This is a genomic window from Actinoplanes sp. HUAS TT8, assembly GCF_051380535.1.
Classification (GTDB): domain Bacteria; phylum Actinomycetota; class Actinomycetes; order Mycobacteriales; family Micromonosporaceae; genus Actinoplanes.
The window spans coordinates 8,807,501-8,833,502 of sequence record NZ_CP195646.1 but is presented as its reverse complement, the minus strand read 5'-3'; the positions used below and the strand labels follow the sequence as shown (position 1 = coordinate 8,833,502).

Sequence of the window (26,002 nt, the reverse complement as noted above, 5' to 3'; positions counted from 1 at the left end):
CGCCCGTCCTACCGGCCGGGCTCCGCGTCCTTGGGCGGCGGTCCGGAGGCCAGCAGATCGTCCATCGCCTCCGTGGTCAGGGGTTCCGCGAAGTAGTAGCCCTGGCCCAGCTCGCAGTTACCGTCGGCGAGCTCGCTGAGCTGCCCGACGTGCTCGATCCCCTCGGCGATCGTGGAGAGCTGCAGCGCCTGGCCGAGCTGGATGATGCCCAGGGTCAGCGCCGCCGCGGCCGGCATGTCGTGGATGTCGTCGACGAACGACTTGTCGATCTTGATGATGTCGACCGGGAAGTTCCGCAGGTACGCCAGCGACGAATACCCGGTCCCGAAGTCGTCGATCGCCAGCCGCACCCCGAGCGCCTTGATCGCCTCAAGCCGCCGCAGCGTCTCCGGCCGGTGATCCACCAGCAGCGACTCGGTCAGCTCGATGATCAGGCACTTGGCCGGCAGCCCGCTGTCGGCCAGCGCCGACGAGACCAGCAGCGGCAGATCGGCCCGCTCCAACTGGACCGCGGACAGGTTCACGCTCACGGTGAGCGGAGTGTCCCCGTCGCGCTGCGAGTTCCACCGAGCCGCCTGACGGCACGCCTCCCGCAGCACCCACTCGCCGATCGGCACGATCATCCCGGTCTCCTCGGCGAGCGGGATGAACTCCATCGGCGGGATCATCCCGCGATCCGGATGCTGCCAGCGGACCAGCGCCTCCAGCCCGGAGATCTCCTGCGTGCGCAACCGCACGATCGGCTGGAACCGCAGCTCGAACTCGTGCCGCAGCACCGCCCGGCGCAGATCGGCCTCCAACTCCAGGTGCTTCTGGAACGAGGCGCGCATGGCCGGCTCGAAGACCGCCAGCTGATCCTTGCCCTGCTTCTTCGCCTCGAACACGGCCAGGTCGGCCCGGACCAGCAGATCGTCCGCGCTGGTGCTGCCCGCCTCCGCGTAGGCCACGCCGACACTGCAGCTCGCGTAGACCTCCCGCCCGTCCAGCTCGAACGGCTCCCGCAGCGCGGCCACGATCCGCCGCGCCACCGGCACCGCGAGCTCGATCCCGGCGACATCCGGCAGCAGCACCGCGAACTCGTCCCCGCCCAGCCGGGCCGCGGTGTCCCCGCCGCGCAGGCACTCGCGCAGCCGGTCGGCGACCGCGGACAGCAGACGGTCACCGACCGCGTGCCCGAGCGAGTCGTTCACCACCTTGAACCGGTCCAGGTCGACGAGCAGCGCGGCGACCCCGTGCGAACCGGAAGTGGCCAGCGCGTTCTCCATCCGGGTGGTGAACAGCGAACGGTTCGCCAAACCGGTGAGCGAATCGTGGAACGCGTGGTTCATCTCGCGCAGCGTGCGTGCGTCGGTGATGGCCAGGCTCACATGCTCCGCGAAGGCCTGCAGGATCTCCTGCGAAGGGCGATCCCATTCCCGTACGTCGTGGAAGGAACCGACGAACAACGCGCCGACCACCACGTCGTCCTCGTGCACCGGAACCGCCATCACGCTCTTGAGCTGCGCACGGACGATCTCCGGAACCGCGATCGGCGAGTTCGCGTAGTCGTCGACCGCGACCAGTTCGTTGCCCATGATCGCGAGCCCGGCGACACCCAGAGCGGCGACCGGGATCCCCTGCATCCGCTCGACGCCCTCCTCGGTGATCCCGCGGCTGGCGAACAGGCTGGTCCGGCTCGGGTCGTCGATGTCGAGCACGGTCAGCCCGGACATCTCGACGCTCAACAGCTCGGCCGCGCCGGCCGTGATCTGGTCGAGGATCCGGCGCAACGGCTCCCGCCGGGCGATCGCCCGCTGCACCGCGCTCAACTCGTCGAAGAGCCGCTGCCGGCGCTGCAACGAGTTGATCAGGCTCTCGTTCTCGGCGGCCTGGCGGCGCTCCACCTCGATCAGGTGCAGTGCCTGCAGGCTCAGCTCGAGCACGCGGGCCATGCCGCGCAGCAGACACACCTCCTCGACGGTGAACGGCGCCTCGCGGCCGAGGACCAGCACGCCCGGCGCGAGACCGCCGAGGTGGGCCAGGGTGACCGCGTAGAGGCGGCCGTCGGCCTCGAAGGTGGTACGACGACCGGCGGCGATCTCGGTCAGGGCGTAGGCCGGGATTCGCTCGACCGGCAGACCGACCGCCGCCACCACGCCGCCGTCGACCATCAGCACCGCTAGGTCGGCGTCGAGGGCGCGCACGGCGCACTCGACGGCAGCGTGCTGCGCGGCAGCCTCATCGGGCCGATCGGCGACGACGGCGAGGAACTCCGTCAGTTGCTGGGTGGCGAGCACAATGTTGCAGTCGGCTGCCGCCCACCTCAGTTGAGGAATTGCAACCGGCCCCGTGGGGCCCCTCCCCCTCCCCACCGCCACCTCCGTCTTGCTCCAGGTCCGGGACTGAATCAATCAGTCGATCCGGGTGTGCCAATCTAGTCACGAGCGGTCATTGTTCAGTCACGCATGGTTGTCAAAGTCCACTTCCATGCGCCTGAATAGAGTCCGTGGCCACCCCTGACGAACCCCCGCCCGCGGAGCCCCCCGGTCTCGCCCGCGGTCGTCTCGGCGCCGTCTCGGCCGCCCTCCTCGGCGCGGCCGTGGCCGCCCCGATCGCCACCGTGGTCACGGCCACCCCGCCGGTTCTGGCCGCCGATGCCGGGCCGCTGGCGGCCCTCTCGGTTGTCGCCGTCGCCGTCGTCCTGTTCCTTTTCGGTACGTCTTACGCCGCCATGATCCGTCGAAGGCCCAGCGCGGGCGCCGCCTATCCGCAGCTCGCCCTGGGTCTTGGCCGCCCGGCCGGGCTGGCCGGCGCCTGGCTGGCCCTGGCCGGTTATCACGCCATCCAGTTCGGGTTGTACGCGCTCGCCGGTCAGGCCGCGGCACCTTTGTTGCACAGCTGGTTCGATGTGACGGCCCCGTGGTGGGCGGTCGCCGCCGGTTGCTGGGCGCTGGTTGCGTTGGTCGGCACGTTCCGGGTCGAGCTCGCCGCCACGGTGATCGTCATGTTCACCGTGGCCGAGGTCGCGGTGCTGGCCGGTTTGGCCGGGGCGTTCGTGGTGCGGCCGGCGGACGGGCGGATCGAGACCGGCACGTTTCTTCCGGCGGAGGTGTCCGGGGCCGACCGGCCGCTGTTCGGGTTGTTGCTCGCCGTCGCGGTGCTGGCTTTTGCCGGTTTCGAGACGACCGCGTCGTATGCCGAGGAGTCCAACGATCCGCGGCGCACCGCCGGTCGGGCCGCGCGGCTGGCGGTTCTGCTACTCATGGTGGTGCTGGCCGGGGTCACGTGGAGTCTGATCGTGGCGGCCGGGCCGCGCGTGGTGGCCGGTCGTGCCGCGGCTCGCGGGCCGGAGCTGATTTTCGCCCTGGCCGACGACCGGCTTGCTCCGTGGGCGGTCACGATCGGCCGGTTGATGCTGTTCACCGGCCTGCTGGCGGCGATCTTGGCGGTGCATCACGCGATTGCCCGCTACCTGTTCGCGCTCGGACGGGAGGGGGTTCTTCCCGCCGTACTGGGAAATGTTTCGCACCGGACTCGCGCGCCGCGCGCCGCCTCCTTGACCCAATCCTTGATCGCGGGGGCGGCGGTGCTCGGCGCGGCCGTGGCCGGCGCCGAGTCGTCGGCCCGGACCGCCCGCTGGCTGATTGTCGGCGGCAGCCTCGCCGTCCTGGTGTTGTTGCTGCTCACCGCCGTGGCCGCGGTTCTCCACCTGAACCGCGTGCCGGGGCCGGAGAACGTCTGGGTGCGCTTTGTCGCACCCGTTCTGTCCACTGTGTCTCTCGGAGTGCTGGTCTATCTGGCTTTGCTCAACCTGGGCGCGCTGCTGGACGTGCCGCGCGGGTCGCCCTGGGTGGTGGTGGTCGTCAGCTCGCTCGGGGCCTGCCTGGTTGTCGGTCTGGGGCATGCGCTGGTGCTGCGCTCGACGCAGCCGGTCCGCTATGCGGGGATCGGTCTGGCCGGCGCCGCTCTGGTGATCACCCCGAAGCCGAGCATCCCGCCGCCGGTCCAGGAGTCGCCCGATCCGGAGCCTCCGGACGAGGAGGCGTCCGGCCTGAAGGTTCCGCGGCAGCGAGTGCCCGGCGCTCACCGGCCCGAGCGGATTCACCCGGAGGTCAACAGCTGAGACGACGTCCATGCCCGGCACCTTGCCGTCTCGGGTGGCCGGCCGCATCCGGCCCTGTGGACAGAGCGTCAGTGTGGATAACTTCGGTCAGCCTTCCGGCGCCTCGGCCACCAGCGGAACCGCGCTGCCCCGGACCAGCCCCAGCTGCACCGGCTGCCGGGCCAGCACCCCACCGAGCACCCAATCGGCGGCCACCCGAACCCGGTTCCCCGGCATCGACATCAGGTGATACCCCCTGGTCACCGCTTTCGCTGCCGCTCCGGCCAGCGGTATCCCCAGGGGGTCGGCCGCCGCCGACCACCCGCCGAGATCCACCACGAACCCGAGATCCCGATGCCGGTAGGCCCGCCGCCGCCCATGCCCGTACGACGCCGCGATGTTCCCGGCCACGAGCTGCCCCTGCCGTACCGCGTGCTGTGCCGTCATCCCGGTCAGTGCCCCCGGGCGCAGCACGTCGGGCACGGCCGCGGCGTCACCGCAGGCGAAGACGTCGGGCCGGCCGGGCACGTTGAGGAACTCGTCCACGATCAGCCGGCCGTCCCGGGTGGCCAGCCCCAGCCCGGCCACCAACGGTTCCGGCCGCACCCCGACGCACCAGATCAGGGTGCGGGTGGGCACGCTCTCCCCGTTGGTCAGCCGGACCGCTTTCGGGCCGGCCTCGGACACCCCGGTTCCGGTCAGTACGCGCACGCCGCGATGCCGCAGCACCTCTCCGGCCGTACGGGAAAGCCTCGGATCAAGTGTCGGAAGCACCCGGTCCGCGGTGTCCAGAATCAGCCACCGGGGCGACAGTGACCTTTCCGCGGCGAGGGCCGCCGTGAACAGGGCGCCCTGCGCCGCGACCTCGGTGCCGGTGTACCCGGCTCCGGCCACCACGAACGTGCACCGGGCCTGCCGTTCCACCGGATCGTCGGACTGCGCGGCCAGCTCGATCTGCCGAGTCAGGTGGTCGCGCAGGTAGAGCGCCTCCGCGAGGCCCCGGAACCCGTGGGCGTATTCGGTCACGCCCGGCACCGGCAGCAGCTTGTTCACGCTGCCCAGGGCGAGCACCAGCCGGTGATATCCGACGACGCCGCGCTTGCCCTCCGGGTCGGCCCATTCGACGGTACGGGCGTCCAGGTCGAACGCTCCGGCATGCCCGAGCAGCATCCGCACCCCGGGCAACGCCAGCGGCACCGAGATCCGCCGCGGTTCCAGGACGCCGGTCGCGACCTCGGGCAGCAGCGGCAGATACAGAAAGTAGTCGGTCGGGTTGAGCAGCACGATCTCGGCCCGTCCCCGGGCGATCCGCTGCAATCGCCGGGCTGCGGTGTACCCCGCGAAGCCGGCACCGACGATGACGATCCGCGGTCGTGGCATGCGAAACAGCCTGCCACCAGCACAAACCAGCGCGGGGAAGTTGCCGAAAGTTGTCCTGGCAGGTGGCACGATCGGTGGCGATGACCGCGACCGGCGCTCGGGCGACGGCCACGTCGGCGCCCGGCCCGCCCCGACGGTGGCGGCGAGGACCGTTGGTGGCCGCTGTGATGGTGGTCGTGCTCGGCGCCGAGCTGATCCTCGGCTGGCCGGCCCTGCGGGAGGCGTTTGCCGAGCTCCGGGCCCCGCACTGGGGTTGGGTGGGTGCGGCCCTGGCGGCCGAGATCGTGTCCATGGGCACCTACGCCCGGATGCAACGGGCGCTGCTGCGCGGCGCCGGCACGAAGGTGAGCGTGCGCCGCCACGTCGCGATGGCTTACGCCGCGCATTCACTGAGCGTGACCCTGCCGGGCGGGCCGGTCTTCTCCAGCAGTTTCAACTTCCGGCAGATGCGACGGTACGGCGTTTCCCCCGCCGAAGCCTCGTGGTGCATAGCGTTGAGCGGCGTCCTCTCCACCGGCGCCCTGATCCTGGTCGGCTCGGTCGGCGGCCTGCTGGCCCGTAACACCGGCAGTTGGCGGGGGCTGGCCGGATACGCGGCCGGGGCGGTCGTGGTGACCGCCGCCGTCCGTCTGCTGGCCAAGCACCCGCTGTGGCTGGACCGTCCGGTGCGAGCGCTGCTCGGCGGGGTCAACCGGGTGCGCCGCCGCCCGCCCGAGCACGGCGCGGACCGGCTGTTCGGCTTCTTCACGCAGTTGCGCGCGATCCGCGTACACCCGGCGCATTTCGCCGTCGCGGTGTTGCTGGCCTGCGCGAACTGGCTCTTCGACGCGCTCTGCCTGTGGGTGTGCTGCGTGGCCGTGGGCGCGGATCGGATCACGCCGGTGCACCTGCTCATCGCGTACTGCGCGGGCATGGCCGCCGCGAGTGTCCCGGTCATCCCGGGCGGCCTCGGTGTGGTCGACGCCGCCCTCGTCCTCGGTCTGGTCGCGGGCGGCCTGACCAGCGCGAGCGCGGTCGCCGCGGTGGTCCTCTACCGGCTGATCAGCTTCGGGTTCATCATCGGGGCGGGCTGGCTGGTCTGGCTGTTGCTGCGGCACCGAGCCCGGGGGAGTGCCTGAGTCAGGTGCGCTCCTCGGGGCGGATCGGAGCCTCGTTCCCCTTGCGCCCGAACAGCTTCCAGCCGCGCTTCTTCTTCTCCACCACCGGGACGGCGTCCCCGTTCAGGATGTCCAGCCGTTGCCGCGCGACCGGGTTGTTCGGTTCCAGCCGCAGCGAGGTGGTGAGCGCCTGCCGGGCCTGATCCACGTGTCCGAGCGCGGCCAGCGCCACCCCGTGCGTGAAGTAGTAGTGGGCCTCGTTCGGGTCCAGGCCGATCGCCGTGCGGGCGGCCTGTTCGGCGTCGGCGAGCTGGCGGTCGGCGGCCAGCAGGGCCCACGCGACCCGGTCGTGCCAGAGCGGGTTCTTCGGTTCCACGATGACCGCCCGGTAGGCCATCGACATCGCCTCGTCGTGTTTGCCCTGCAGGGTCAGGGCGCGGCTGGCGATGGCCAGCGGCCGCGGGTCCTCGGGGGCCAGTTCGATCGCCCGGTGCGCGGCGGCCAGGGCCGGTTCGACCTGGTCGAGCGCGAGCCGGATGCGGGCCATCAGGATCCAGCCGGCCGGCGACTGCGGGTTGCCGGCCAGGGCCGGTTCGAGCATGCCGGCGGCCTCGGCCGGCTGCATGTTCTCGAAGAGGGCGGCCGCCCGCGCGACGGCCATGTCGGTCGGATCGGCGAAGGCGCGTTCCGCGACGTCGGGATAGGGCGTGGCGGGGGCGACGGCGGGCGGGGGGAAAGCGGTCGGTGCCAGGTCAGTCATCGGGCCGCTCCGGGTAGCCAGGGGACAGGGCTCACATGGCTAACTTCGTCACCCGACGACGATTTGTTAGGAGACCCGGGGAACCACCGACGTCAGCAGCCGCACCGCGAACCCGGCCAGGCTCGCCACCCCGAGCAGCCCGGGCAGCCAGGAGGCCGGTGCCACGGTCGCGGTCAGCAGCAGGGCGAGGGTCACGGCGGCGGCGATGCTCGCGGCCCGCTGCCGGCTCAAAACCTCCCGGAGGTACGACCGCAGCACCCGATCGAGACGGGCCAGGAAGTAACCCGCATACCCGGCCGGGGCGAGCGCGGCCGTGGCCGCCAGCGCCCGGGCCCAGGTGGCCGAGTCGTCCGACACCCGCCAGCCCAGGTAGGCGAAGACCACCATGATGATCGCGGTGTAGACCAGGAACTGCCGCAGCGCCGCGTCCAGCAGGTGCCGGCTGGCCTCCTGCCGGGGGTCGGCCCGCAGCGCCGCGACCAGCCCGGTCACCCCCCGGGCGAGCCGTCGCAGCGCGAACGGGTTGCGGTGCACCACGTCGAACGCGGCCAGCTCGTGCCGGGCGATCGCGTTCTCCGGGTCGAGCTGCAGCGCGTCCCGCAACGCCTGCCGGGCGCGATCGGGCAGATTCAACTGCTTCATGACCATGGCGTACGTGATCCGGAAGTCCGCCTCGTCGGGGTCGAGCCGGACCGCCTCCCGGGCCGCGTGCTCGGCCTCGACCGACCGTTGGCCCTGCTCCAGCAGCGCCCAGGCGAGCCGGTTGTGCCGGTACGGATTGTCGGCCTGCCGAGCCACCGCGGCCTGCGCCATGGCGATCGCCTCGTCGTGGCGCCCGAGCGCGGTCAGCACCCGGCTGAGCGCGTTGAGCGCCTCGGACGATCCGGGCGCGTGCTGCACGGCCCGCGCGGCGGCCTCGTGGGCCAGGTCGGTCTTCTCCAGCGCCAGCTGCGCGTGGGTCATCAGGACGAGCGCGGTCACGTGATCCGGTTCGGCGGCCAGCACCGGACCGAGCAGGTCGGCGGCGGCACCGGCCTCGCCGCGTTGCAGCTGGATGCGGGCCAGCGCGATGGACTGGCTCACGCGTGCCCGCCCGGCTGCCACCCGGCGCCGTGCTCGCGGTCGTGCGGCTCCCGGGCCGGGACGGTGGCGTAGGCGCGGACCGGGAACGCACCGAACCCGGCGATCCGCGGCGGCACCGCGGTGAACCGGGCGCCGTGCACGGGCAGCGTCGCCAGATTGGTCAGGTGCTCGACGATCGGGATGCCGGCGGCCAGCAGCAGGCTGTGCGCGGGCCGTTCGCCCCGGGCCGGGCCGGCGATGTCGTCGATGTTCACCGCGTCGATGCCGACCACGGCCGCGCCCCGGTCCACCAGGTCCCGCGCGCCCTCCCGGGTCAGGTAGGGCGCGTCGACCGCGTAGTCCTTGGTGGCCCAGTGCCGGTCACCGCCGGTGTGCAGCAGCACCGCGCGGCCGGCCACGTCCACATCGGCCAGCGTTTCTCGCGTGACCCCGCGCGGGCCGCCGATCGCCCGGACGACCACGGCCGGGACCTCGGCCAGGCGCTCCAGGGGGAGGCCGGCCAGGTCGGCGCCGTCGGGGTAACGGTGGAACGGGCTGTCGACGTACGTCCCGGTGTTGCCGATCATGGTGATCCGGTCGATGACGAACTCGGTGCCGGGCGCGTACCGGCTGCGGGACTCCGAGCGGGACAGGTGCTGCCCGAACTGCGGGGCGGGCAGACCCGGATAGGTGATCAGCCCGTCCCGGATGACGTGGCTGAGCTCGACGAACCTCGTACGCGAAATCGGCCTTTGAAGGGGAATGTGGGGCTCGCCGAAGACCCGGACACCGCTCAGGCGCGCCTGCTCGACCGGACGCGGCGCGAGCAGGTCGACAAGTCTCTCGGTGATCTCGGCCTCGGTGACGTCGGCGTGCGGGACGTCCACCTGGAAACGGCGGGCGCTCAGGTCACCCCCGTCGGTGAAGGTGACCTCGGCGTCGAACTCGGCCCGGTACCGCAGCACAGCGCCTCCTTTGAAGGAGCCGGAAAGATCAGGACAGGCCGATCACGCCCTCGGCGATCAGCCAGATGCCGAAGATAGCGAACAACGCGGCCGCGCCCCACTTGATGATGTGCTCGGGAAGGTGACGGCCGAGCAACCGGCCGACGACGATCGCGAGTGCGTCGGCGGCGACCATGCCCACCGTGGAGCCGATCCAGACGGCGAACCAGCCGTGCTGGGTGGCCAGGGTGATGGTCGCCAGCATGGTCTTGTCACCCAGCTCGGCCAGGAAGAACGCGCCGCCGACGGCCAGGATCGCGGAACCGCTGGAGCGTTCCGCCTTGCTCTTCTCGTCGTCGGTCAGCTTGTCGCCGCGCAGCGTCCAGGCGCCGAAGGCGAGGAAGGCCACACCGGCGACCAGCGAGATCCAGTCGGTGGGGATGGCGGCGCCCAGGCCGTACCCGATACCGACCGAGACCAGGTGGACCAGGGCGGTGGCGGCGGTGATCCCGATCAGCGTCGGCACCAGCCGGAACCGGGTGGCGAAGGTCATGGCCATGAGCTGGGACTTGTCGCCGAGCTCGGCCACGAAGATGACCGCGAAGCTGAGGCCCAGTGCGGCGAGGAATGTTGACACGAGAATCTCCCGGTTGACGACGACCGGGGCTTGGGCGCAGGGCGACCTCGACCCGGCCGTCACGAATGAACAGCCTGGTCGAAGGTCTCGCTCGCCTCAGATCAAGGCTGTCCGGCCGGATGATCCAGGGACCATCAGTATGTCGACCGCGACATTGGGAGCTACTCCCCTTCGCGTGATCGAGCATAGCCGACCTGGGCCAAGGCCCGGTGGAGAGCTTCACCACCGGGCCGAATCCTTCAGCGGCCGATCAACTGCTGCAGGCGGAGCCGGTCGAGCGCGTCGGCCGAGCGTTTGAGCGCCGGCTGCCCGGGAACCGGCTGCGCGAGCGGCCGGCACTGCTTGTCCGAGTGGATCCCGGCGACCCGCGGGGGCAGCGCGCCGGTGGCCAGGTAGTCGGCGATCGTGTCGTCGACGCACGGGTCACCGAACAGCGAACCGGCGTGCGTGGTGCCGTTCACGCCCTCGATGAGCACCGAACGCGGGAAGAGCTGACGAACCTCAAGGCTTCCGCTGTACGGCGTGGCCGCGTCCAGCGTCTCGCTGAGCAGCAGGATCGGCGGCACCTTGGTCCCGTTCACCCGGACCGGCCGGGACGGTGCGGCAGGCCAGTGCCGGCAGGGCGCGTTGTACCAGGCGTTGCCCCACGTCTCGAACGGCGACTGGTGGTAGACCTTCCAGTTCTGCTCGGACCAGGTCGACCACTTCTGCGGCCAGGGCGCGTCGGTGCACTGCACGGCCAAGTAGACGGCGTAGTTGTTGTCCGAACCGGCGGTCTGCGGGTTGTTCTCGTCGTAGAGCGTCTTGAGCCCGACCGGGTCCTTCCGGGTGACCCAGCTGGAGAACGCGCGGGCGACCTTCTCCCAGCCGAAGATGTAATACCCCGGCTGCAGGAAGACGTCGGTCAGCTCGGCCGGCCCGATCACCCCGGCGGCCGGCTTGGCGGTCAGCGCGGCGAGCTGCTTGTAGTAGAGCTTCTCCACCTCGGGACCGGTCTTGCCCAGGTGGTAGACGCTGTCGTACTTGGCGATCCAGGCGAAGTAGATCTTGATGTTGCGGTCGAACGCGATGTCCTGGTCCAGGTTCGAGCGGTACCAGACCCGGCCCGGGTTGACGTTGCCGTCCAGGACCATCCGCCGCACCCGCTCCGGGAACTGCGTGGCGTAGACCTGGCCCAGGTACGTCCCGTACGAGAAGCCGTAGAAGTTGATCTGCTCGACGCGCAGCGCCTGGCGGATGCTGTCGATGTCCCGGACCGAGTCCTCGGTGCGCATGTGATCGAGCAGCGGGCCACCGGCCCGGGCGCAGTCCGCGGCGTACTGCCTGGTCCGGGCGTGCCAGGCGTTCTCGATGGCCGGCGTGCTGGGCACGTAGACCGGGCGGTTGTAGCCGGTGTAGTCGCTGTCGCAGCTCAGCTTCGGCTTGCTGGCGCCGACCCCGCGCGGGTCGAACCCGATCCAGTCGTACGCGTCGCCTGCGTCCTTCGGCACCTTCGCGCCGAGCGTCGCCATGCCGCGCCCGGCGCCACCCGGTCCGCCCGGGTTGACCAGCACGACGCCCTGATACTTGTCGGCCGGGACGGTGTGCGCGACCCGGGCGACGGCCAACTCGATCTTGGTCCCGCCCGGGTTCGCGTAGTCCATCGGCACGGTCACGCTGCCGCACTCCGCGCCCTGTGCCTTCAGGGAGACGTCGGTGCAGGGGCTCCACACGATCGCCGCCGGCACGTAGTTCGGCGTGCCGCGCGGCGGAGCGGCCTCCGCTGAGGTGATCGCGGTGCCGGCCGCACCGAGCGCGACCACGGTGGCGGCCGCCCAGATTCGTTTCATGCCTCGCCCTTCGGTGTCCGATTTGCCCCATATAGTGAGGGGTTCTCGGGCGCTTTCCACCCCTCCACGCCGAGGCGGCCACCAAAGGTGTGGAATCAGGCCGAACGGCGTGTGCGCTGGGCGATCAGGGCCACCAGGCCCAGGGCGGAGACGATCGCGGCATACCCGAGCGCGGTCGTGTGCAGGCCCAGATGGTTCGCGACCTGCCCGGCGATCACGGCCGGGATGCTGAAGGCCGCGTACGAGATGGTCAACGCCACCGCCAGCAGCTCACCCCGCTCGTGCGGCTCGGCGATCCGGGCCAGCGTGCTGAACGAGGCCAGCGCCGCCGCCCCGAAGCCGATCCCGGACACGATCGAACCGACCGTGACCAGCGTCAGACTCTCCACGACCAGGCCGGTCACGCCGAGCGCACCCCCGGCCAGCAGCCCGGTCCCGGCCACGGTGAGCACCCGCGGCGTGGCCACCTTGCGCATCAGGAACGAGGTCACCGCACCGGCGCCGCAGACCAGGGCCACCACCAGGCCGCCGATCAGGTGATCGGTGATGCCGAAGGTGGCCGCCGCGACCGACGGGCCGAGCGACAGGTAGAGACCGCCCAGCGCCCAGCTGGCCACGATGATCGGGATCAGCGCGAACAGGTCGCCGCGCAGCCGGGCGGGCACGCCGAGCCGCCACTTCAGCGAGGCGGCGGCGCCCGGGCGGCGCTCCGAGGTCTCCGGCATCCAGGCCACGGCCAGGGCGGCGACGACCATGCCGGCCAGCAGCAGCGCGTAGACCAGGTGGGTCGGGAACGGCGCCCACTCGACGAGCACGCCGCAGCCGAACGCGCCGAGCCCGAGCCCGGCCACCGGGGCGATGCCGCTGATCAAGCCGGCCCGGCCGGGCGCGTGCGACGGGTTGAGATCGATCAGGGCGGCACCCAGCGTGCTGAGCGCGGCGCCGGTGGCGATGCCCTGCACGATCCGGGCGATCAGCAGCACCGTCACGTTCCCGGCGGCCAGGAACAGGGTGAGCGCGACCGCCTCGGTCAGGATCGCGCCGGCCAGCACCGGGCGGCGTCCGACGTAGTCGGAGAGGGCGCCCAGGGTGAGCAGGGTGGCGATCAGGGCGACCACGTAGACCGCGAAGACCACCGTCAGCATCGCCGGGGAGAAGCCCCAGAGGTGCTGGTAGACGACGTAGAGCGGGCTGGGCACGGCGGCCGCCGCGGCGAACGTCACCAGGATGGCGGCGATCGCGGTGAAGGCCGCGTTCCGGCTCAGGCGGGCCGGTGCGGTGGTCCGTACGGCCTCGGCGAGGACGGTCATGAGGGATCCCCCAGTGATCGAACAGACAGGTCTGTCTAGTTGCAGCTCTGACAGTAGACAGACCTGTCTGTTAACGTCAAACGCATGTCCGTCACGTCACCCCGCCCGTCGGCCCGTGAACGTCTCCTGGCCGCGGCCGACGAGCTCTTCTACGCCGAAGGCGTGCACACCATCGGGATCGATCGGGTGATCGAGCAGGCCGGCGTCGCCAAGGCCTCGCTCTACTCCTGCTTCGGCAGCAAGGACGGCCTGGTCCGGGCCTATCTGCAGAATCGACACCAGGAGCGCCGGGCCCGGCTGCAGCGCCACATCGACAAACACACCGACCCGCGTGACCGCCTGCTCGCCATCTTCGACTCGCTCGCCGAATCGGCCGCCAAACCCGGCTTCCGCGGATGCGCCTTCTACAACGCCGGCGCCGAATCCGACCCGAACGGGGTCGTCGCCGAGGAGTCCGAGGCCAACCGCGCCTGGACCCGGTCCACGCTGGTCGACCTGGCCCGCGAGGCCGGTGCCGCCGACCCGGTCGCGCTCGCCGCCCAGCTGGTCATCCTCTACGACGGCGCCACCGTCGGCGCCCGCCAGGACCCCGGCCCGGCCGCCGCCCACGCCGCCCGAGCCATGGCCGCGACCCTGCTCACGGCCGCCCTCCCCACCTGAAGATCAACCCCTTTGCGCGTACGGCCATAGCCCCCGCCCGCCCAGCCCCCTCCGCGACCCCCGCCCCCACTCACCCCCCAGCCGCGCCTCACCCGCCCAGCTGGCGCTGATGGCTCTCCCGAGGCCCTAAAGCAGCCCCCAGCACCAGCCGGAACCCGCCGGCTGGCGTTGAGGGTTGTCGCGAGCTTGCGATGGAGCCGTGAGCGCCAGCTGAAAGCGGTCAGCTGGTGCTGAGGGCTGGGTTGGGGGCTGCGAAGCAGCCGTGAGTGCCAGCTGGGCCTTGCGTCGCGAGGGGAACAGGGGGCGCGGCGGGCGTCGCGGACTCGGACGGGCGGGCGGGGGCCATGGCCGTACGCGCAAATGGTTTTGGGAATGGAAATCGGCGCGTCCCGGGTGGGGCGCGCCGATGTCGGGTGGCTGGGTTCAGTCGCGGGTCGCGGGTTCGTCGAGGGGTTCGGGGATGCGGGCCGCGGGGAGCAGGGGCTGTGATTCGGCGAGTTCGGCGCTCAGTTCGGCCTCGCGGGCGACGAGATGCTCGCCGTCGGTTTCCGCACCGGAGGTAGCGGCCGCGGAGGTGTCGACCGCGGAGGCCGGGCTGGTCGGGTCGAGGTCGTCGGACGGGGCCGGCTTGGCGCGGATCAGCGAGGCCAGGGCGCCGAGGACGGCCATGGCGATGGCCATCCAGAAGACGATGATCAGGCCGTCGTGGAACGGGTCGGCGATCAGTCGCGGGAAGAATTCGAGGCCGGTCAGATTGCGGGCGTTGTCGGCGGGCAGGGCGCCGAGCACCTGCGGTCCGAGCAGTTCCTGGATCGGGTTGTAGCCGAGGAACGCGGCGAACAGTGTCCCGACCGGCGGGAGTTCGGCGGCCTTGGCGGCGATGTCGGCCGGTACGCCCTGCGCGGTCAGGCCGGCGCTGAGGCTGGCCGGCAGCGAGTCGGCCAGCCCGGCGACCATCAGCGAGAAGAAGACGCCGATGGAGAGCACCTGGCCGGCGTTCATGAACGTGGCCCGCATGCCGGAGGCGGCGCCGCGCATGTTGGCCGGGACGGTGGACATCAGCAGTGACGTGTTGGGTGCGGAGAACAGGCCGCCGCCGAGGCCGTTGATGAAGATCAGGATCGCGAAGATCGGGTAGCTGAAGTCGCCCGGCACGAGCAGCAGGCCGGCGAAGGACACGGCCATGACCAGCAGGCCGCCGGCCGCGAAGGGCCGGGCCCCGAACCGGTCGGACAGGAAGCCGGAGAGCGGCCCGGCGGCCAGGAAGCCGATGGTCAGCGGGACCAGGTAGATGCCGGCCCAGAGCGGTGTGCGCTCGTAGTCGTAGCCGTGCAGCGGCAGCCAGATGCCCTGCAGCCAGATGATCAGCATGAACTGGAGGCCGCCGCGGGCCACGCTGGCCAGCAGGTTCGCCACGTTCCCGCCGGTGAAGGCGGCGTTGCGGAACAGTTTGAGCGGGAACATCGGCTCGGCGACCCGGGTCTCGATGATCCCGAAGATCACCAGCACGATCGCGCCGCCGATCAGGCCGCTCAGCACCCACGGGTTGGTCCAGCCCTGGGTATGACCGCCGTACGGCTGAATGCCGTACGTGATCCCGACGAGCACCGCCGTGAGCCCGACCGCGAACGTCAGGTTGCCCCACCAGTCGATCTTCGCGTGGCGGCGGGTGCCGGTGTCGTGCAGCGACCGGTACGCCCAGATGGCGCCGACGATCCCGAGCGGGATGTTGACCCAGAACACCGACCGCCAGTCCCATTCGGCCAGCACCCCACCGGCGACCAGGCCGATGAACGAGCCGGCGAGCGCGGAGACGATGTTGACGCCGAGCGCCATGCCGCGCTGCTTGGGCGGGAACGCGTCGGTGATGATCGCGGCCGAGTTGGCCATCAGCATGGCGCCGCCGATGGCCTGCGCGACCCGCCAGCCGATCAGCCAGATCGCGCCGCCGGAGCCGGTGAACGGGTCCACGGACAGGATGACCGAGACGACCGCGAAGATCGCGAAGCCGGCGTTGTAGATCTTGACGCGGCCGTACATGTCCCCGAGCCGGCCCAGCGTGACCACCAGCACCGCGGTGACCAGCATGTAGCCCATCAGCATCCAGAGCAGGTAGCTGACGTTGCCCGGGGCCAGCGGGTTGATCTTGATGCCCTTGAAGATGGCGGGCAGCGAGATCAGCACGATCGACGAGTTGATCGTCGCCAGGAGGTTGCCGAGGGTGGTGTTGGAGAGCGCGACCCACTTGTAGCGCGGATGGTCAACGGCAAGCATGCGATCAGTCCTTCGTGAGCAGGTCATTCAGCCGTTCCAGAGCCGGCAGGGCAGCCGTGATCACCGCCCGGTCGTCCTCCGGCAACCGACGCAGCACCTCCGAGAGCGCCTCCGCGCGCCCCGCTCGGCGCCGGGCGACGGCCTCGCGCCCGGCGTCGGTGATGCCGACGACCACCGCCCGGCCGTCGGCCGGGTCGCTGCCCCGCGTGGCCAGCCCGTCCCGTTCCAGGCGGGTGACCAGCTGCGTCATCGCCGGTTGGGTCACCCCTTCGGGGGCGTGCAGCTCGCAGAGGCGATGCGGTCCCGATCGTTCGAGGCGGGCCAGGGTGGAGGCGGCCGTGAGGCTCAGTTCCTCCCGGGGCGTGATCCGCCGCAGACCTGCGTAGAGACGTTCGAAAGCGGTCGCGATGACCGCGTCCTCGACCGGGATGCGCACAGCCAATTTATATCATCTGCTTATGCAAGGTCGGGATGGAGTGTGACCCAGTTCCACTCCGACGCGCGACCCCCGAATTCCCACGAGGCACCCGGGAAGCCTGGGACCATGCGAGACATGGACGAGTTCTGGCTCCACCCGCGGCTGGGGACGGCAACTCGGGACGGCCGGGCGCCTCGGCACTACCTGATCGCGCTCCAGCACGCCGTACACACCATCGACGCCGACCCGCGCTGGCAGCGGTGGTGGGACCGGAGCGGATTCCGGACGTGCCAACTCGGCATCGTCACCGAGGGTGTGGATCACCTGCGGCCCAGCGCCGACATCCGGCACGTCGGAGACCAGCTGCGTGCGAACTTCACCTGCGCGCTCCCGCCGACCTGCTCCGACCAGGAGCTGATGCGCCGCGCGGTGACCGAGGTGCGGACCATGTTCGAGGTCATCCGGGAGGCGATGGCGCTGCCGCATCTCCCGCCCGACCCGGAACCGGCGCCGCCGCCGAGCAGCCCGGACGACGTCCCGGTGATCGAGCGGGCGCTCACGTCGGTGCCCCGCGAGCTGGAGCAGCAGGGCTACCTGACCCTCACCCAGGTGCAGAACTTCTTCGGTTAGGTCCTTCGGTGCTGCCCCAACCGGTCCCGGTCGTCATCGCCCGCTACGACTTCAACGGCTCGACCGCCACGCTGGACGACTCCGGCTTCGGGCACACCCTGCGGATCATTACCGGGCACGGCGGCCGGATCCGCTCGATCCCGCACGGCACCGGTACCGCGTTCGCCTTCCCGGACCACTGCGAGCCGATCGCCTGCCCGCACGTCGCCCTGCAGAGCCCGGGCACGGCCGACCTGAACCCGGGGACCCGGGATCTCGCGTACGGCGCCGACGTGCTGCTCGATCCCGGGCAGACCAGCAAGGGGCAGAACATCGTCCAGAAGGGCTACTCGAAGACCAGCAGCCAGTACAAACTGCAGATCGACGGCCTGGCCGGCGAGCCCAGCTGTGTGCTCGTCGACGAGCGCCGGCCGGGTATCCGGATGGTCCGCAGCTCGGTCACCGCGGCCGACGGCCGGTGGCACGCGGTGCGCTGCGAACGGTCGGGCGGGCGCTTCGAGATCTACGTGGACGGGGTGCTGCGCGGACGGACCCGGATCCCGGCCGATCTGTCGGTGGCCAACAACCGGCCGCTGAGCATCGGCGGCAAGGGCGCCTACCTGGACAACGACCAGTTCAACGGCGCCCTCGACAACGTCTGGATCCGGATCGGCTGACGGGTTACTCCCCAAAGTCTGCCAATGGGCTTCCTCGATGCACTGTGGCCGGTTCGAACCCGCGAACATCTTCCTCAGTTGATCGCCGAACACCACACGGGGGATTCCGAAATGTTCGCTCGCACCGTCGTCGTCGCCACCGCCGCTACCGCCCTGTTCGGCCTGGCCGCCTGCGGCGAAGCCGCCACCACGACCACGCCCGCCGCCGCCCCGGCCGCGACCACCGCCACGACCACCGCGGCGACTCCGGCCACCTCGGCCGCCACCACCAAGACCACCACTCCGGCGGCGACGACCCCGGCCGCCACCGACCACGCGAAGGCGAAGGACGGCTGCCCGGTCACCGCCGCCACCCTGCAGCGCCTGGCCGACTACCCGGCCGGCTGGAAGGTCAACGCGTCGACCGTCAAGTGCAAGGACAACTGGGCCGTCACCGCGATGACCGCCCCGAGCCCGGACAAGCAGGGCGACGGACAGATCTTCTTCGCGTACGACGTCAAGACCGGCCAGTGGTCGAAGAAGGGCGAGGGCAGCGGCGTCGAGTGCGGCTCCGGCGACGCCATGAACATCCCGGCCAGCACGGGCTTCTGCGGCTGACCGTTCAGCTGGACAGGGCGGTGATCAGCTTGCCGTCGGGGGTGTCCCCGGACAGCTCCCACGCGAAGACACCGCCCAGCGCCCGGCTCCGCGCGTACGCGACCTTCCCCCGGATGGTGTCCGGGGTGTCATAGGACCACCATTGAGCCCCGCACTGCGCGTACGCCGTCCCGCCGACCGTCCCGGTCGGCGGGCACCGCCCGGCGAGGACCTTGTAGTCCTCCATCCCCTTCTCGTAGGTGCCCGGGGCCGGCCCGGTCGCGGTCGCTCCCGGGGTGGCGCTGCGCACCCCGGTCCAGCCGCGCCCGTAGAACCCCACCCCGAACAGCAGTTTCGACGCCGGCACCCCCTGTTGCAGCAGTTGGGTGACGGTCGCCTCCACGGTCGCCCCGGCCCGCGGGATCCCCGGGTACGTGGTCAGCGGCGAGTGCGGCGCGGTCCGTACGTCCTCGTTCCCGGCCCCGAAGTAGTCGTAGGTCATCGCCCCGAGCCAGTCCACCTGTGCCGCCGCCGCGGACAGGTCGACCGCTCCGAGCTTCTTCACGTCCCCGGGCACCGCGGCCGTGACCAGCGCGTCCTTGCCGAACGCGGCCCGCAGCGCGGCGAGCACCTTGGCCAGCGACTCCCGCCCGCTGCGGTCGCACTGCCGGCCGCAGGCGTTCGGGTACTCCCAGTCGACGTCGATGCCGTCGAACAGTCCGGCCCAGCGCGGATCCTTGAGCAGGTCGTGGCAGGACTTGGCGAACCCGGCCGGGTCCTGGGCGGCCGCGGTGAAGCCGGCCGAGCCGGTCCACCCGCCGAACGACCAGAGGATCTTCAGCCCGGGGTGGGCGCCTTTGAGCTTCCAGAGCTGCCCGAAGTTCCCGCGCAGGGGAGTGGACGTGGTGTCGGCGACGCCGTCGATGCTGTCGGCCGCGGCCACCGGCTTCTGGTACGCCGCCCACGGGTCACCGACCCCGCACCGGCCGCCGTCGACCTTGCCGAACGCGTACAGCAGATGGGTGAGTCGCCCGGCGGCGCCGCTGGCGGCCAGGTTCTTCACCCGGAAGGCCCGGCCGTAGGCCCCCCACTCGGTGAAGTATCCGGCCAGCACCCGCTCGTGCGGGGGAGGTGGAGCGGGGTCGGACTGTGGGCTAGGCGATTGGCAGGCCGACAAGATCAGGACGAGCAGGGCGAAAGCCGCCGTACGGACACGCACTGGCACGAAACTAGCCGCCAAAACCGCTGATCGCCCCTTATTCCCCCGTTCGAGTGCGGCTGCACCCGGCGCGATCGGCTGTGCCATTGTCGAGCCGTGGCCCTAAGCCCCGAGATGCGTGCCCTCTTCGCCTGGCGGCGAGTCCTGGGCCGGGCCAAGGCTGTGCTCCGCAGCGCGATCACCACGTTCGTGGTGGTCACCGTGACACTGTGGCTGATGCCGGGAGTGGCCGGCGCCGACATCGTGGACACGCTGAACCTGGTGGTCCTGGTCGCGCTGACCGGCGCCGTGCTGCGCCCGCTGCTCCTGCTCGGGATCACCGCCCTGGGCGGCTGGGGCGCCATGCTGTTCGGCGTGATGACCCAGGTCGCGGTCATGGTCATCGCCCTGCGGCTGGACCCGGCGAACCGGATCCGCGGCCTGCCCACGCTCGTCGTCGCCGCGATCCTGGCCGTGATCTTCGCCGCACTGCTGGACTGGGCGGCCGACGCCGGCAGCGACGACACGTTCGTCCGGGAGGCCCGACGGCTGATGCGGGCGGTGCGCCGCCGAGCCGCGCGCCGCGCCGGCGGCCCGTTCTTCACCCTGCGCCGCCCGCGCCCCGGCACCGCCCCCGGCCTGCTCGTGATCCAGCTCGACGGGGTCGCCGAGCCGGTGCTGCGCTGGGCCATCCGGGCCGGCAACCTGCCGATCCTCGGGCACTGGCTGCGCTCCGGCAGCCACACCCTGCGGCCCTGGCACACCGGTCTGCCGTCGACCACCCCGGCGTCGCAGGCCGGGATCCTGCACGGCGCGTCCCGGCAGATCCCGGCGTTCCGCTGGTTCGAGAAGGAGACCGGCAAGGTGATGGTCTCCAACCGCCCACGCGACGCCGCCGTGATCGAGCGCCGGCTCACCGACGGCCAGGGCCTGCTCCGCGACGGCGGGGTGAGCATCGGCAACGCGTTCGGCGGCGACGCGGTGACCAACCTGCTGACGGTCAGTCACGCCGCGCTGCCGGGCCGGTCGGCGCGGGGCTGGGCGGCGTTCATGGCCTCGCCCTACGGCTTCACCCGCGCGCTGGTCCTGGGCGCGGCCGAGGTCGTCACCGAGCTGCACGAGGCCCGCCTCCAGCGCCGCCGCAACGTGCAGCCGCGAGTCAGCCGCTCGGGGGCGTACCTGGCGCTGCGCCCGGCCGCCATGCTGCTGCGCGACGTGAACATCTCCCTGATCGCCGAGCAGATGGCCCGCGGAGTCCCGGTCGTCTACTGCGACCTGGTCGACTACGACGAGGTCGCGCACCACGCCGGCCCGGCCCGGCCGGAGTCGATGCGGCAGCTGGAGAGCCTGGACCGGATGCTCGGCGTGCTCGAACGCCTCTCACCCGAGGCGGCCCGGCGCTATCACCTGGTGGTGCTCTCCGACCACGGGCAGAGCCAGGGCGCCACGTTCCGGCAGCGCTACGGCGAGACCCTGGACGAGGTGGTCGAGCGGCTCACCGCGGTCGCCGCCGAGAGCCCGGAGGCGCCGGCCGAGGAGCCGAGCGCCCGCGAGCCCGATCCCGTGCCGGATGCCGCCCCGCTGCTCGTGCTCTCGTCCGGGAACCTGTCGCTGGTCTACCTGACCCGGTTCACGCATCGGGTGCTGCGCGACGAGATCGAGGAGACGTACCCCCGCCTGATCGCCGGCCTGGCCGCGCATCCCGGCATCGGGCTGGTCGTGGCCGGCAGCGAGGAAGGACCGATCGCTTTCGGTCCCGGTGGCACCCACCGGTTGCGGGACGGCCTGGTCACCGGGCAGGACCCCCTTCTCCCGTACGGGCGTGAGGCCCGCGACGACCTGCTGCGTCACCAGGAGGCGGCCCACATCGGCGACCTCGTCGTGATCAGCGCCGTCGACACCGAGACCCTCGAAGTCGCCGCGTTCGAGGAGTTGGTCGGCTCGCACGGCGGCCTCGGCGGCTGGCAGACCGACGCGATGCTCGTGCACCCGGCGGCCTGGACCGTCACCGGCGACCTGCACGGCCCGGACGCCGTGCACCGCCAGCTGATCGAGTGGCTGACCATGCTGGGCCTGCGCGAGGAGCCGGTCCGGGAGCAGATCACCGCCGGCGAGCCGGTCTACGCCTCACTGGAATCGGCGAGCGACCCGCTGGCTGACCGTCCAGTAACCGGCGGGTAGGACCCGGGCCAGCAGGTCCGCGGCCCGTGCCTCCTTGGTGATGACCAGACGCGGCCGGCGTGACTGGACCGCGGCCAGGATCTGCCGGGCCGCCTCCTCGGGCGGCAGCGTCAGCGCGGTCTCGTGGAACTTCCGGTTCTCGGCGGCCTGCGCGCCGTCCGGGTCGGGGCCGCTGAGCCGGGCGTTCAGCGCGATACCGGTGCGTACCCCGCCCGGATGCACCACGGTCACCCCGACCCCGCGCGGCGCGATCTCGTGCCGCAGCGCCTCGGTGAACCCGCGCACCGCGTACTTGCTCGTCGCGTAGGCCACCTGACCGGGCGGGGCGATCAGCCCGAACAGGCTGGACACGTTCACCACGTGCGAGCCGGGCCGGGCCAGCAGCTGCGGCAGGAACGCCTTGGTCATCCGGATCACCGCGTGCAGGTTGATCTCCAGCAGCCAGTCGACGTCGTCCAACCGGTTCTGCTCGAACGTCCCGGAGAGCGTCACGCCCGCGTTGTTGATCAGAAGATCCGCGCCGCCCAGCCGGGACGAGACTTCGGCCGCGAGATCACTCCGGTCCTTTCCATCGGCCAGATCGATGACGTACGTCGTGACGTCCGCCCCGCCCAGCTCCCGAGCCGTCCCGGCGACCCGTTCCAGCCCGTCCCCGTCCCGGTCGATCAGCACGAGCGCGGCCCGTCGCTTGGCCAGTTCGAGCGTCAGGGCCGCGCCGATCCCGCCCGCCGCCCCGGTGATCACGCAGGTCCGCCCCGCGAACGTGAAACGTCGCATCCGCCAAGTATCTGATAAGTGCTGCTTAACGGCCGCACAGGATGCGCATAGGGGCGGTGGTCAGTCTCTTCGCAGCGAAGCAACCAACCGAGGAGCAAACGATGACCGCGTACGACCCCTCCGACCGCTCCGCCCCGCCCCGCCCGCTGCATACCCAGGGCCCGCCGGCCGACTGGCCGCCCGCGACCCGCCCGCGCGGCTCGGCCACCGACCCGCGGGACGCCGTCGTCGACCTCCCCGGTTCCTACGGCGCCTATCCGGCCCCGCGCGCCGGGTCGGCCGACCTGCGAGACGCGTTCGATCCCCGCGGCTCGTTCGCCGGCGACCCGCGCGGTGGGCACCGGGCCGCCGAGTACGACATTCCGACCGCGCAATGGCAGTCCCCGGCCGGTGCGCCAGGTGGCGCGCCCGCCGCCTGGCTCGACTCCCCCGTGGAGCCGGGCGGCGCGCACGCTTCCTGGGACCGGCGGCCATCAGCCGACGACCCGAACAACAGCTGGGGCGGCGACCCCGGCCGCGCCGCCGGCGAATGGACCACCAGCAACATCCCGGACTCGGTCCCACCCTCCTGGAACGAGGCCGTCCGCGCCCCGGCCGCCCCGGCCCCGGCCGCCTGGCCGTCCACGGAAGCCCCGCCGCAGGCCCGGGCCGCCGCCGCGGTCCCACCGGCTCCCCTCGCCCCGGCTCCACCGGCCGGCGACCCGGCGGGCACACCGCAGCCGTGGACCCCGCCGGGCAACGGCTCCGACGGCGGCACCCCCGGGAAACCGGCCCGCAAGAGTCCGAAGATGGCCCTGGTCGCGGCCCTGATCGCCGCGGCCCTGGCCGGCGCGGGCGTCGGAGCCGGCGTCACCGCGGCCCTCTCCGGCGGCAGCAGCAGCGCTTCCACCCCGGCCGGCGCCCCGGGCCAGATGAACGGCGCCCCCGGCCAGAACGGCGCTCCCGGCGGCCAGGCCCCGAACACGCAGCCCTCGGCCGCCGCGAGCAGCGGCTCCTGATCTTTACTCGGGGGAAATAAGCAGAGATGGTCCCTGCTGTGGGCGGCGGGGACCATCTCTGTGTTTCCGGAAGTGCCGCAGGCGGAGACGACGGCGATGCGCGCGCCGACCGCCCCACCGGCAGGAAACGGGCCTTACCCGCCGTACGCAAGCGGAAAGCCGGACAACCTCGCGCCGAAGAGCGGACCGCAAGCTCAGGCGGGGTTCTCCTCGGCCGGCGTGCTGGCCGTCGCCCGCGCCCGGCGCCGCCGGATGTGCCGCACGTGCAGCGTCACGTAGATCGCCACCGCGACCACGACCAGCCCGATCGCCAGCCACTTGTACCGATGCGCGTGCTCGATGATCGTCACCAGGTTGGAGCCGAGCAGGTACGACACGGTCGTCCACCAGCCGACCCAGAGGGCCGCCCCGATCGCGTTGTAGATCGTGAACGTCTTCCACGGCATCTTGGTGATGCCGGCAATCACCCCGTTGAGCTGCCGCAGCCCGTCGATGAACCGGGCGACCACGATGATCCGGTTGCCGCGACGCGCGAAGAACTGCTCGGCCTTCTCCAGGCGTTCCGGGGTGACGAAGATGTACTTCCCCCACCGGTGCACGACCTTGCGGCCGCCTCGCAGGCCGATCCAGTAGCCGATGTTGTCGCCGACCACCGCGGTGATGAAGCTGACGATCGCCACGACGAAGATGTTCATCCGGCCGGTGCTGGAGTAGATCGATGCGGCCACCATGATCGTCTGCCCGGGTGCGGGGACCCCGAAGCTCTCCACGACCATCACCGCGGCAAGAGCCAGATATCCCCAGCGGTCCAGGATCGGGGCGACGCTGTGGAGGAACCCGGGGAGCTCGGCTGAAGGTGGCATCGGCTACACGGTAGCCGCCGAAGGTGACGACGGTCGCACGGACCTGTGCGGCGGACCCGGTCCGACCTTTAGCCGAATACGAGGAGGTCCCGGCCCGTCACGGACCGGAACCTCCTCGGGAAAGTTCAGAAATCAGAGGGTCTCGGCGGCCAGCTGGTTGCGCAGCTTGGCCAGCGCCTTGGTCAGCAGCCGGGAGACGTGCATCTGGGAGATGCCGATCTGGTCGGCGATCTGCGACTGGGTCAGGTTGCCGTAGAAGCGCAGCGTCAGGATCCGCTGCTCCCGCTCGTCCAGCGTCGCCAGCGCCGGCCCGAGGGCGACCCGGGTCTCGGCCAGCTCGAACTCGTAGTCCTCGCCACCGAGGGTGTCACCGAGCTCGGTCGAACCGTCGGCACTGATCGGGGTGGACAGCGACGTCGCGTTGTAGGCGCGGGCGCCTTCCAGACCCTCCAGCACCTCTTCCTCGGAGATGCCGAGGTGGGTGGCGATGTCCGGAACCGTGGGCGACCGGCCGAGGCTGTGGGTCAGCGTGCTGTTCGCCTCGGTGATCGCGAGGCGCAGCTCCTGCAGGCGACGGGGGACGCGCACCGACCAGGTGCGGTCGCGGAAGTGCCGCTTGATCTCGCCGATGATGGTCGGGATCGCGTAGCCGGCGAAGTCGACGCCGCGCTCGGGGTCGAACTTGTCGACCGCCTTGATCAGGCCGACGGTGGCGGTCTGGATCAGGTCATCGGTCGGCTCGCCACGGCCGGAGTACCGGTTGGCGAGGTGACGGGCGAGCGGCAGCCAGGCCTCGATCGCCTGGTCGCGGAGCGCGGCCCGGGACGGGTGCCCGGCAGGCATCGCAGCCATCGCGTTCAGCAGTTCCGCCGCGCTGTCCACGGGGCTTTCGGCACTTTTAGCCGTCGCCGGGGCAACGGTCGTCGAAGTCTCCATGACGGTCATGCGTGGTCCTCCCTGGCACCTTTCCGGAGAGCCGGTCCACTTAGTACTGGACCCGGTCGGTCGGGCGTCTCTACCCACGGGCGGGACGGTCCAAACCTCGACCGCCGCCCGAACCTGCTTAGCCGTTCAGTTGCCATGACCCTAGCCGGTTGTCTGACAAAAAACTAGCCGAAAGTATGAGTGACACTCGGCCGAGTGGGGTGGTGCCCGTCGATGCCCGAGGCCCGGTCGGCCCACTGCGGTTTCTTGACACCCCAGCAAGATGGATCCATGAACCCGGGGCTGGTACGGCAGTGGACGCTCGATCACGTCCACGACCTGCGGGTCCTCCGCGCCGGGCTGCGCGCGGAGATCGAGGACACCGAGATCTTCGAACGGATCGCGATCGTCGCCACCGAGCTCGCCACCAACGCCCTGCGCCACGGCACCCCGCCCGCGATAGTGCGCTTGCTCACCGAACCGGGCCGGATGACCGTCGACGTGTCCGATCAGGATCTGGTCGGCGAACCGCAGTTCGGCCTCGTCCGCCGGCCGATGGGCGCCGGCGGGCTCGGGTTGCTGCTCGTCAGCACGTTCGCCACCGCCAGCGGCTGGTACCTCACGGCCGACGCCAAGCACACCTGGGCCAGTTTTCAGATCTCCGAGTGAGCGGCGGCCTGACGCAGATCCACATCGGCGATCAGTTCCCGGGCGGTCGCCTCGTCCAGCTTCCGCTCCATCAGCGCC

24 protein-coding genes (1 of these 24 only partly in view) are annotated in these 26,002 nt (G+C 71.4%); 9 read left to right on the top strand and 15 right to left on the bottom strand.

Annotation, left to right across the window (positions count from 1 at the left end):
- Positions 1–8: 8 nt before the first annotated feature.
- Positions 9–2,276 (bottom strand): putative bifunctional diguanylate cyclase/phosphodiesterase, encoded by a 2,268-nt coding sequence (locus tag ACSHV8_RS39235; protein WP_436524417.1) that lies wholly within the window; start codon positions 2,274–2,276, stop codon positions 9–11.
- A 209-nt stretch (positions 2,277–2,485) separates the two neighbouring features.
- Here ACSHV8_RS39235 and ACSHV8_RS39230 point away from each other — a divergent pair, with 209 nt between their 5' ends.
- Positions 2,486–4,102 (top strand): APC family permease, encoded by a 1,617-nt coding sequence (locus ACSHV8_RS39230; protein ID WP_436524415.1) that lies wholly within the window; start codon positions 2,486–2,488, stop codon positions 4,100–4,102.
- Positions 4,103–4,189: 87 nt separating this feature from the next.
- Here ACSHV8_RS39230 and ACSHV8_RS39225 read toward each other — a convergent pair whose 3' ends face one another.
- A complete protein-coding gene (locus ACSHV8_RS39225; RefSeq protein WP_436524413.1) occupies positions 4,190–5,461 on the bottom strand; it encodes an NAD(P)/FAD-dependent oxidoreductase in 1,272 nt (423 codons plus the stop codon).
- 155 nt (positions 5,462–5,616) lie between these two features.
- On the opposite strand from ACSHV8_RS39225, the gene ACSHV8_RS39220 reads away from it, so the two are divergent.
- Positions 5,617–6,579 carry a lysylphosphatidylglycerol synthase transmembrane domain-containing protein gene (locus ACSHV8_RS39220; RefSeq protein WP_436524411.1) on the top strand — a complete coding sequence of 321 codons (963 nt, stop codon included), beginning with the start codon at positions 5,617–5,619 and terminating at the stop codon, positions 6,577–6,579.
- A gap of 1 nt (position 6,580) precedes the next feature.
- Here the strand turns inward: ACSHV8_RS39220 and ACSHV8_RS39215 are convergent, their stop codons facing one another.
- The 6 genes from ACSHV8_RS39215 to ACSHV8_RS39190 all read right to left on the bottom strand — a co-directional run bounded on the left by ACSHV8_RS39215 (position 6,581) and on the right by ACSHV8_RS39190 (position 13,100).
- Entirely contained in the window at positions 6,581–7,318 is a 738-nt protein-coding gene (locus ACSHV8_RS39215) for a tetratricopeptide repeat protein (protein ID WP_436524409.1), read from the bottom strand.
- Between the two features lie 66 nt (positions 7,319–7,384).
- Positions 7,385–8,401 (bottom strand): tetratricopeptide repeat protein, encoded by a 1,017-nt coding sequence (locus tag ACSHV8_RS39210; protein ID WP_436524407.1) that lies wholly within the window; start codon positions 8,399–8,401, stop codon positions 7,385–7,387.
- Complete coding sequence (locus tag ACSHV8_RS39205; RefSeq protein WP_436524405.1) at positions 8,398–9,345, bottom strand: cyclase family protein; 948 nt, start codon at positions 9,343–9,345, stop codon at positions 8,398–8,400. The genes ACSHV8_RS39210 and ACSHV8_RS39205 overlap by 4 nt, the downstream gene beginning before the upstream one ends.
- A gap of 28 nt (positions 9,346–9,373) precedes the next feature.
- The gene (locus tag ACSHV8_RS39200; protein WP_436524403.1) at positions 9,374–9,961 is read right to left on the bottom strand and encodes a TMEM165/GDT1 family protein; all 588 of its coding nucleotides are present in this window, start codon (positions 9,959–9,961) and stop codon (positions 9,374–9,376) included.
- 239 nt (positions 9,962–10,200) lie between these two features.
- The gene (locus tag ACSHV8_RS39195; protein ID WP_436524401.1) at positions 10,201–11,790 is read right to left on the bottom strand and encodes an alpha/beta hydrolase; all 1,590 of its coding nucleotides are present in this window, start codon (positions 11,788–11,790) and stop codon (positions 10,201–10,203) included.
- Between the two features lie 95 nt (positions 11,791–11,885).
- A complete protein-coding gene (locus ACSHV8_RS39190) occupies positions 11,886–13,100 on the bottom strand; it encodes an MFS transporter (protein WP_436524399.1) in 1,215 nt (404 codons plus the stop codon).
- 84 nt (positions 13,101–13,184) lie between these two features.
- Between ACSHV8_RS39190 and ACSHV8_RS39185 the strand changes: the two genes are divergently transcribed.
- The gene (locus ACSHV8_RS39185; RefSeq protein ID WP_436524397.1) at positions 13,185–13,760 is read left to right on the top strand and encodes a TetR/AcrR family transcriptional regulator; all 576 of its coding nucleotides are present in this window, start codon (positions 13,185–13,187) and stop codon (positions 13,758–13,760) included.
- Positions 13,761–14,183: 423 nt separating this feature from the next.
- Here ACSHV8_RS39185 and ACSHV8_RS39180 read toward each other — a convergent pair whose 3' ends face one another.
- Together ACSHV8_RS39180 and ACSHV8_RS39175 are read right to left on the bottom strand one after the other, a co-directional pair.
- Complete coding sequence (locus ACSHV8_RS39180) at positions 14,184–16,034, bottom strand: MFS transporter (protein ID WP_436524395.1); 1,851 nt, start codon at positions 16,032–16,034, stop codon at positions 14,184–14,186.
- A 4-nt stretch (positions 16,035–16,038) separates the two neighbouring features.
- Positions 16,039–16,470, bottom strand: coding sequence for a MarR family winged helix-turn-helix transcriptional regulator (locus tag ACSHV8_RS39175; RefSeq protein ID WP_436524393.1), 432 nt, complete (start codon positions 16,468–16,470; stop codon positions 16,039–16,041).
- Between the two features lie 117 nt (positions 16,471–16,587).
- Here ACSHV8_RS39175 and ACSHV8_RS39170 point away from each other — a divergent pair, with 117 nt between their 5' ends.
- The 3 genes from ACSHV8_RS39170 to ACSHV8_RS39160 all read left to right on the top strand — a co-directional run bounded on the left by ACSHV8_RS39170 (position 16,588) and on the right by ACSHV8_RS39160 (position 18,335).
- Positions 16,588–17,082 carry a hypothetical protein gene (locus ACSHV8_RS39170; protein WP_436524391.1) on the top strand — a complete coding sequence of 165 codons (495 nt, stop codon included), beginning with the start codon at positions 16,588–16,590 and terminating at the stop codon, positions 17,080–17,082.
- An 8-nt stretch (positions 17,083–17,090) separates the two neighbouring features.
- A complete protein-coding gene (locus tag ACSHV8_RS39165) occupies positions 17,091–17,738 on the top strand; it encodes a LamG-like jellyroll fold domain-containing protein (protein ID WP_436524389.1) in 648 nt (215 codons plus the stop codon).
- Positions 17,739–17,849: 111 nt separating this feature from the next.
- The gene (locus ACSHV8_RS39160) at positions 17,850–18,335 is read left to right on the top strand and encodes a hypothetical protein (RefSeq protein ID WP_436524387.1); all 486 of its coding nucleotides are present in this window, start codon (positions 17,850–17,852) and stop codon (positions 18,333–18,335) included.
- 4 nt (positions 18,336–18,339) lie between these two features.
- Here ACSHV8_RS39160 and ACSHV8_RS39155 read toward each other — a convergent pair whose 3' ends face one another.
- Positions 18,340–19,533 (bottom strand): glycoside hydrolase family 18 protein, encoded by a 1,194-nt coding sequence (locus ACSHV8_RS39155; RefSeq protein ID WP_436524385.1) that lies wholly within the window; start codon positions 19,531–19,533, stop codon positions 18,340–18,342.
- Between the two features lie 96 nt (positions 19,534–19,629).
- On the opposite strand from ACSHV8_RS39155, the gene ACSHV8_RS39150 reads away from it, so the two are divergent.
- On the top strand, positions 19,630–21,693 hold the full coding sequence (locus ACSHV8_RS39150) for an alkaline phosphatase family protein (RefSeq protein WP_436524383.1): 2,064 nt from the start codon (positions 19,630–19,632) through the stop codon (positions 21,691–21,693).
- Here ACSHV8_RS39150 and ACSHV8_RS39145 read toward each other — a convergent pair.
- Positions 21,640–22,470 carry an SDR family NAD(P)-dependent oxidoreductase gene (locus ACSHV8_RS39145; RefSeq protein WP_436524382.1) on the bottom strand — a complete coding sequence of 277 codons (831 nt, stop codon included), beginning with the start codon at positions 22,468–22,470 and terminating at the stop codon, positions 21,640–21,642. The genes ACSHV8_RS39150 and ACSHV8_RS39145 overlap by 54 nt on opposite strands.
- Before the next feature lie 101 nt (positions 22,471–22,571).
- On the opposite strand from ACSHV8_RS39145, the gene ACSHV8_RS39140 reads away from it, so the two are divergent.
- Positions 22,572–23,468, top strand: coding sequence for a hypothetical protein (locus ACSHV8_RS39140; RefSeq protein ID WP_436524380.1), 897 nt, complete (start codon positions 22,572–22,574; stop codon positions 23,466–23,468).
- Positions 23,469–23,662: 194 nt separating this feature from the next.
- On the opposite strand, the gene ACSHV8_RS39135 is transcribed toward ACSHV8_RS39140, so the two are convergent.
- A complete protein-coding gene (locus ACSHV8_RS39135; protein ID WP_436524378.1) occupies positions 23,663–24,331 on the bottom strand; it encodes a DedA family protein in 669 nt (222 codons plus the stop codon).
- A 132-nt stretch (positions 24,332–24,463) separates the two neighbouring features.
- A complete protein-coding gene (locus ACSHV8_RS39130) occupies positions 24,464–25,276 on the bottom strand; it encodes an RNA polymerase sigma factor SigF (protein ID WP_436524376.1) in 813 nt (270 codons plus the stop codon).
- 270 nt (positions 25,277–25,546) lie between these two features.
- Between ACSHV8_RS39130 and ACSHV8_RS39125 the strand changes: the two genes are divergently transcribed.
- Positions 25,547–25,924: an ATP-binding protein gene (locus ACSHV8_RS39125; RefSeq protein ID WP_436524374.1), complete on the top strand. Its 378-nt coding sequence runs from the start codon at positions 25,547–25,549 to the stop codon at positions 25,922–25,924.
- On the opposite strand, the gene ACSHV8_RS39120 is transcribed toward ACSHV8_RS39125, so the two are convergent.
- Positions 25,909–26,002, bottom strand: the end of a protein-coding gene (locus ACSHV8_RS39120) for a cation:proton antiporter (RefSeq protein WP_436524372.1). 1,433 nt of this gene lie beyond the right edge of the window; 94 of the gene's 1,527 nt are visible here — the last part of the coding sequence; its start codon lies beyond the right edge, outside the window — the gene reads right to left on this strand; it ends in the stop codon at positions 25,909–25,911. The two genes, ACSHV8_RS39125 and ACSHV8_RS39120, sit on opposite strands and share 16 nt — an antisense overlap.

Bases quoted from the DNA above. Each gene is read 5' to 3' on its own strand.
- ACSHV8_RS39225 (WP_436524413.1), bottom strand. From the start codon at position 5,461: ATGCCACGACCGCGGATCGTCATCGTCGGTGCCGGCTTCGCGGGGTAC.
- ACSHV8_RS39215 (WP_436524409.1), bottom strand. From the start codon at position 7,318: ATGACTGACCTGGCACCGACCGCTTTCCCCCCGCCCGCCGTCGCCCCC.
- ACSHV8_RS39195 (WP_436524401.1), bottom strand. From the start codon at position 11,790: ATGAAACGAATCTGGGCGGCCGCCACCGTGGTCGCGCTCGGTGCGGCC.
- ACSHV8_RS39190 (WP_436524399.1), bottom strand. From the start codon at position 13,100: ATGACCGTCCTCGCCGAGGCCGTACGGACCACCGCACCGGCCCGCCTG.
- ACSHV8_RS39185 (WP_436524397.1), top strand. From the start codon at position 13,185: ATGTCCGTCACGTCACCCCGCCCGTCGGCCCGTGAACGTCTCCTGGCC.
- ACSHV8_RS39180 (WP_436524395.1), bottom strand. From the start codon at position 16,034: ATGCTTGCCGTTGACCATCCGCGCTACAAGTGGGTCGCGCTCTCCAAC.
- ACSHV8_RS39170 (WP_436524391.1), top strand. From the start codon at position 16,588: ATGGACGAGTTCTGGCTCCACCCGCGGCTGGGGACGGCAACTCGGGAC.
- ACSHV8_RS39160 (WP_436524387.1), top strand. From the start codon at position 17,850: ATGTTCGCTCGCACCGTCGTCGTCGCCACCGCCGCTACCGCCCTGTTC.
- ACSHV8_RS39145 (WP_436524382.1), bottom strand. From the start codon at position 22,470: ATGCGACGTTTCACGTTCGCGGGGCGGACCTGCGTGATCACCGGGGCG.
- ACSHV8_RS39140 (WP_436524380.1), top strand. From the start codon at position 22,572: ATGACCGCGTACGACCCCTCCGACCGCTCCGCCCCGCCCCGCCCGCTG.
- ACSHV8_RS39135 (WP_436524378.1), bottom strand. From the start codon at position 24,331: ATGCCACCTTCAGCCGAGCTCCCCGGGTTCCTCCACAGCGTCGCCCCG.
- ACSHV8_RS39130 (WP_436524376.1), bottom strand. From the start codon at position 25,276: ATGACCGTCATGGAGACTTCGACGACCGTTGCCCCGGCGACGGCTAAA.
- ACSHV8_RS39125 (WP_436524374.1), top strand. From the start codon at position 25,547: ATGAACCCGGGGCTGGTACGGCAGTGGACGCTCGATCACGTCCACGAC.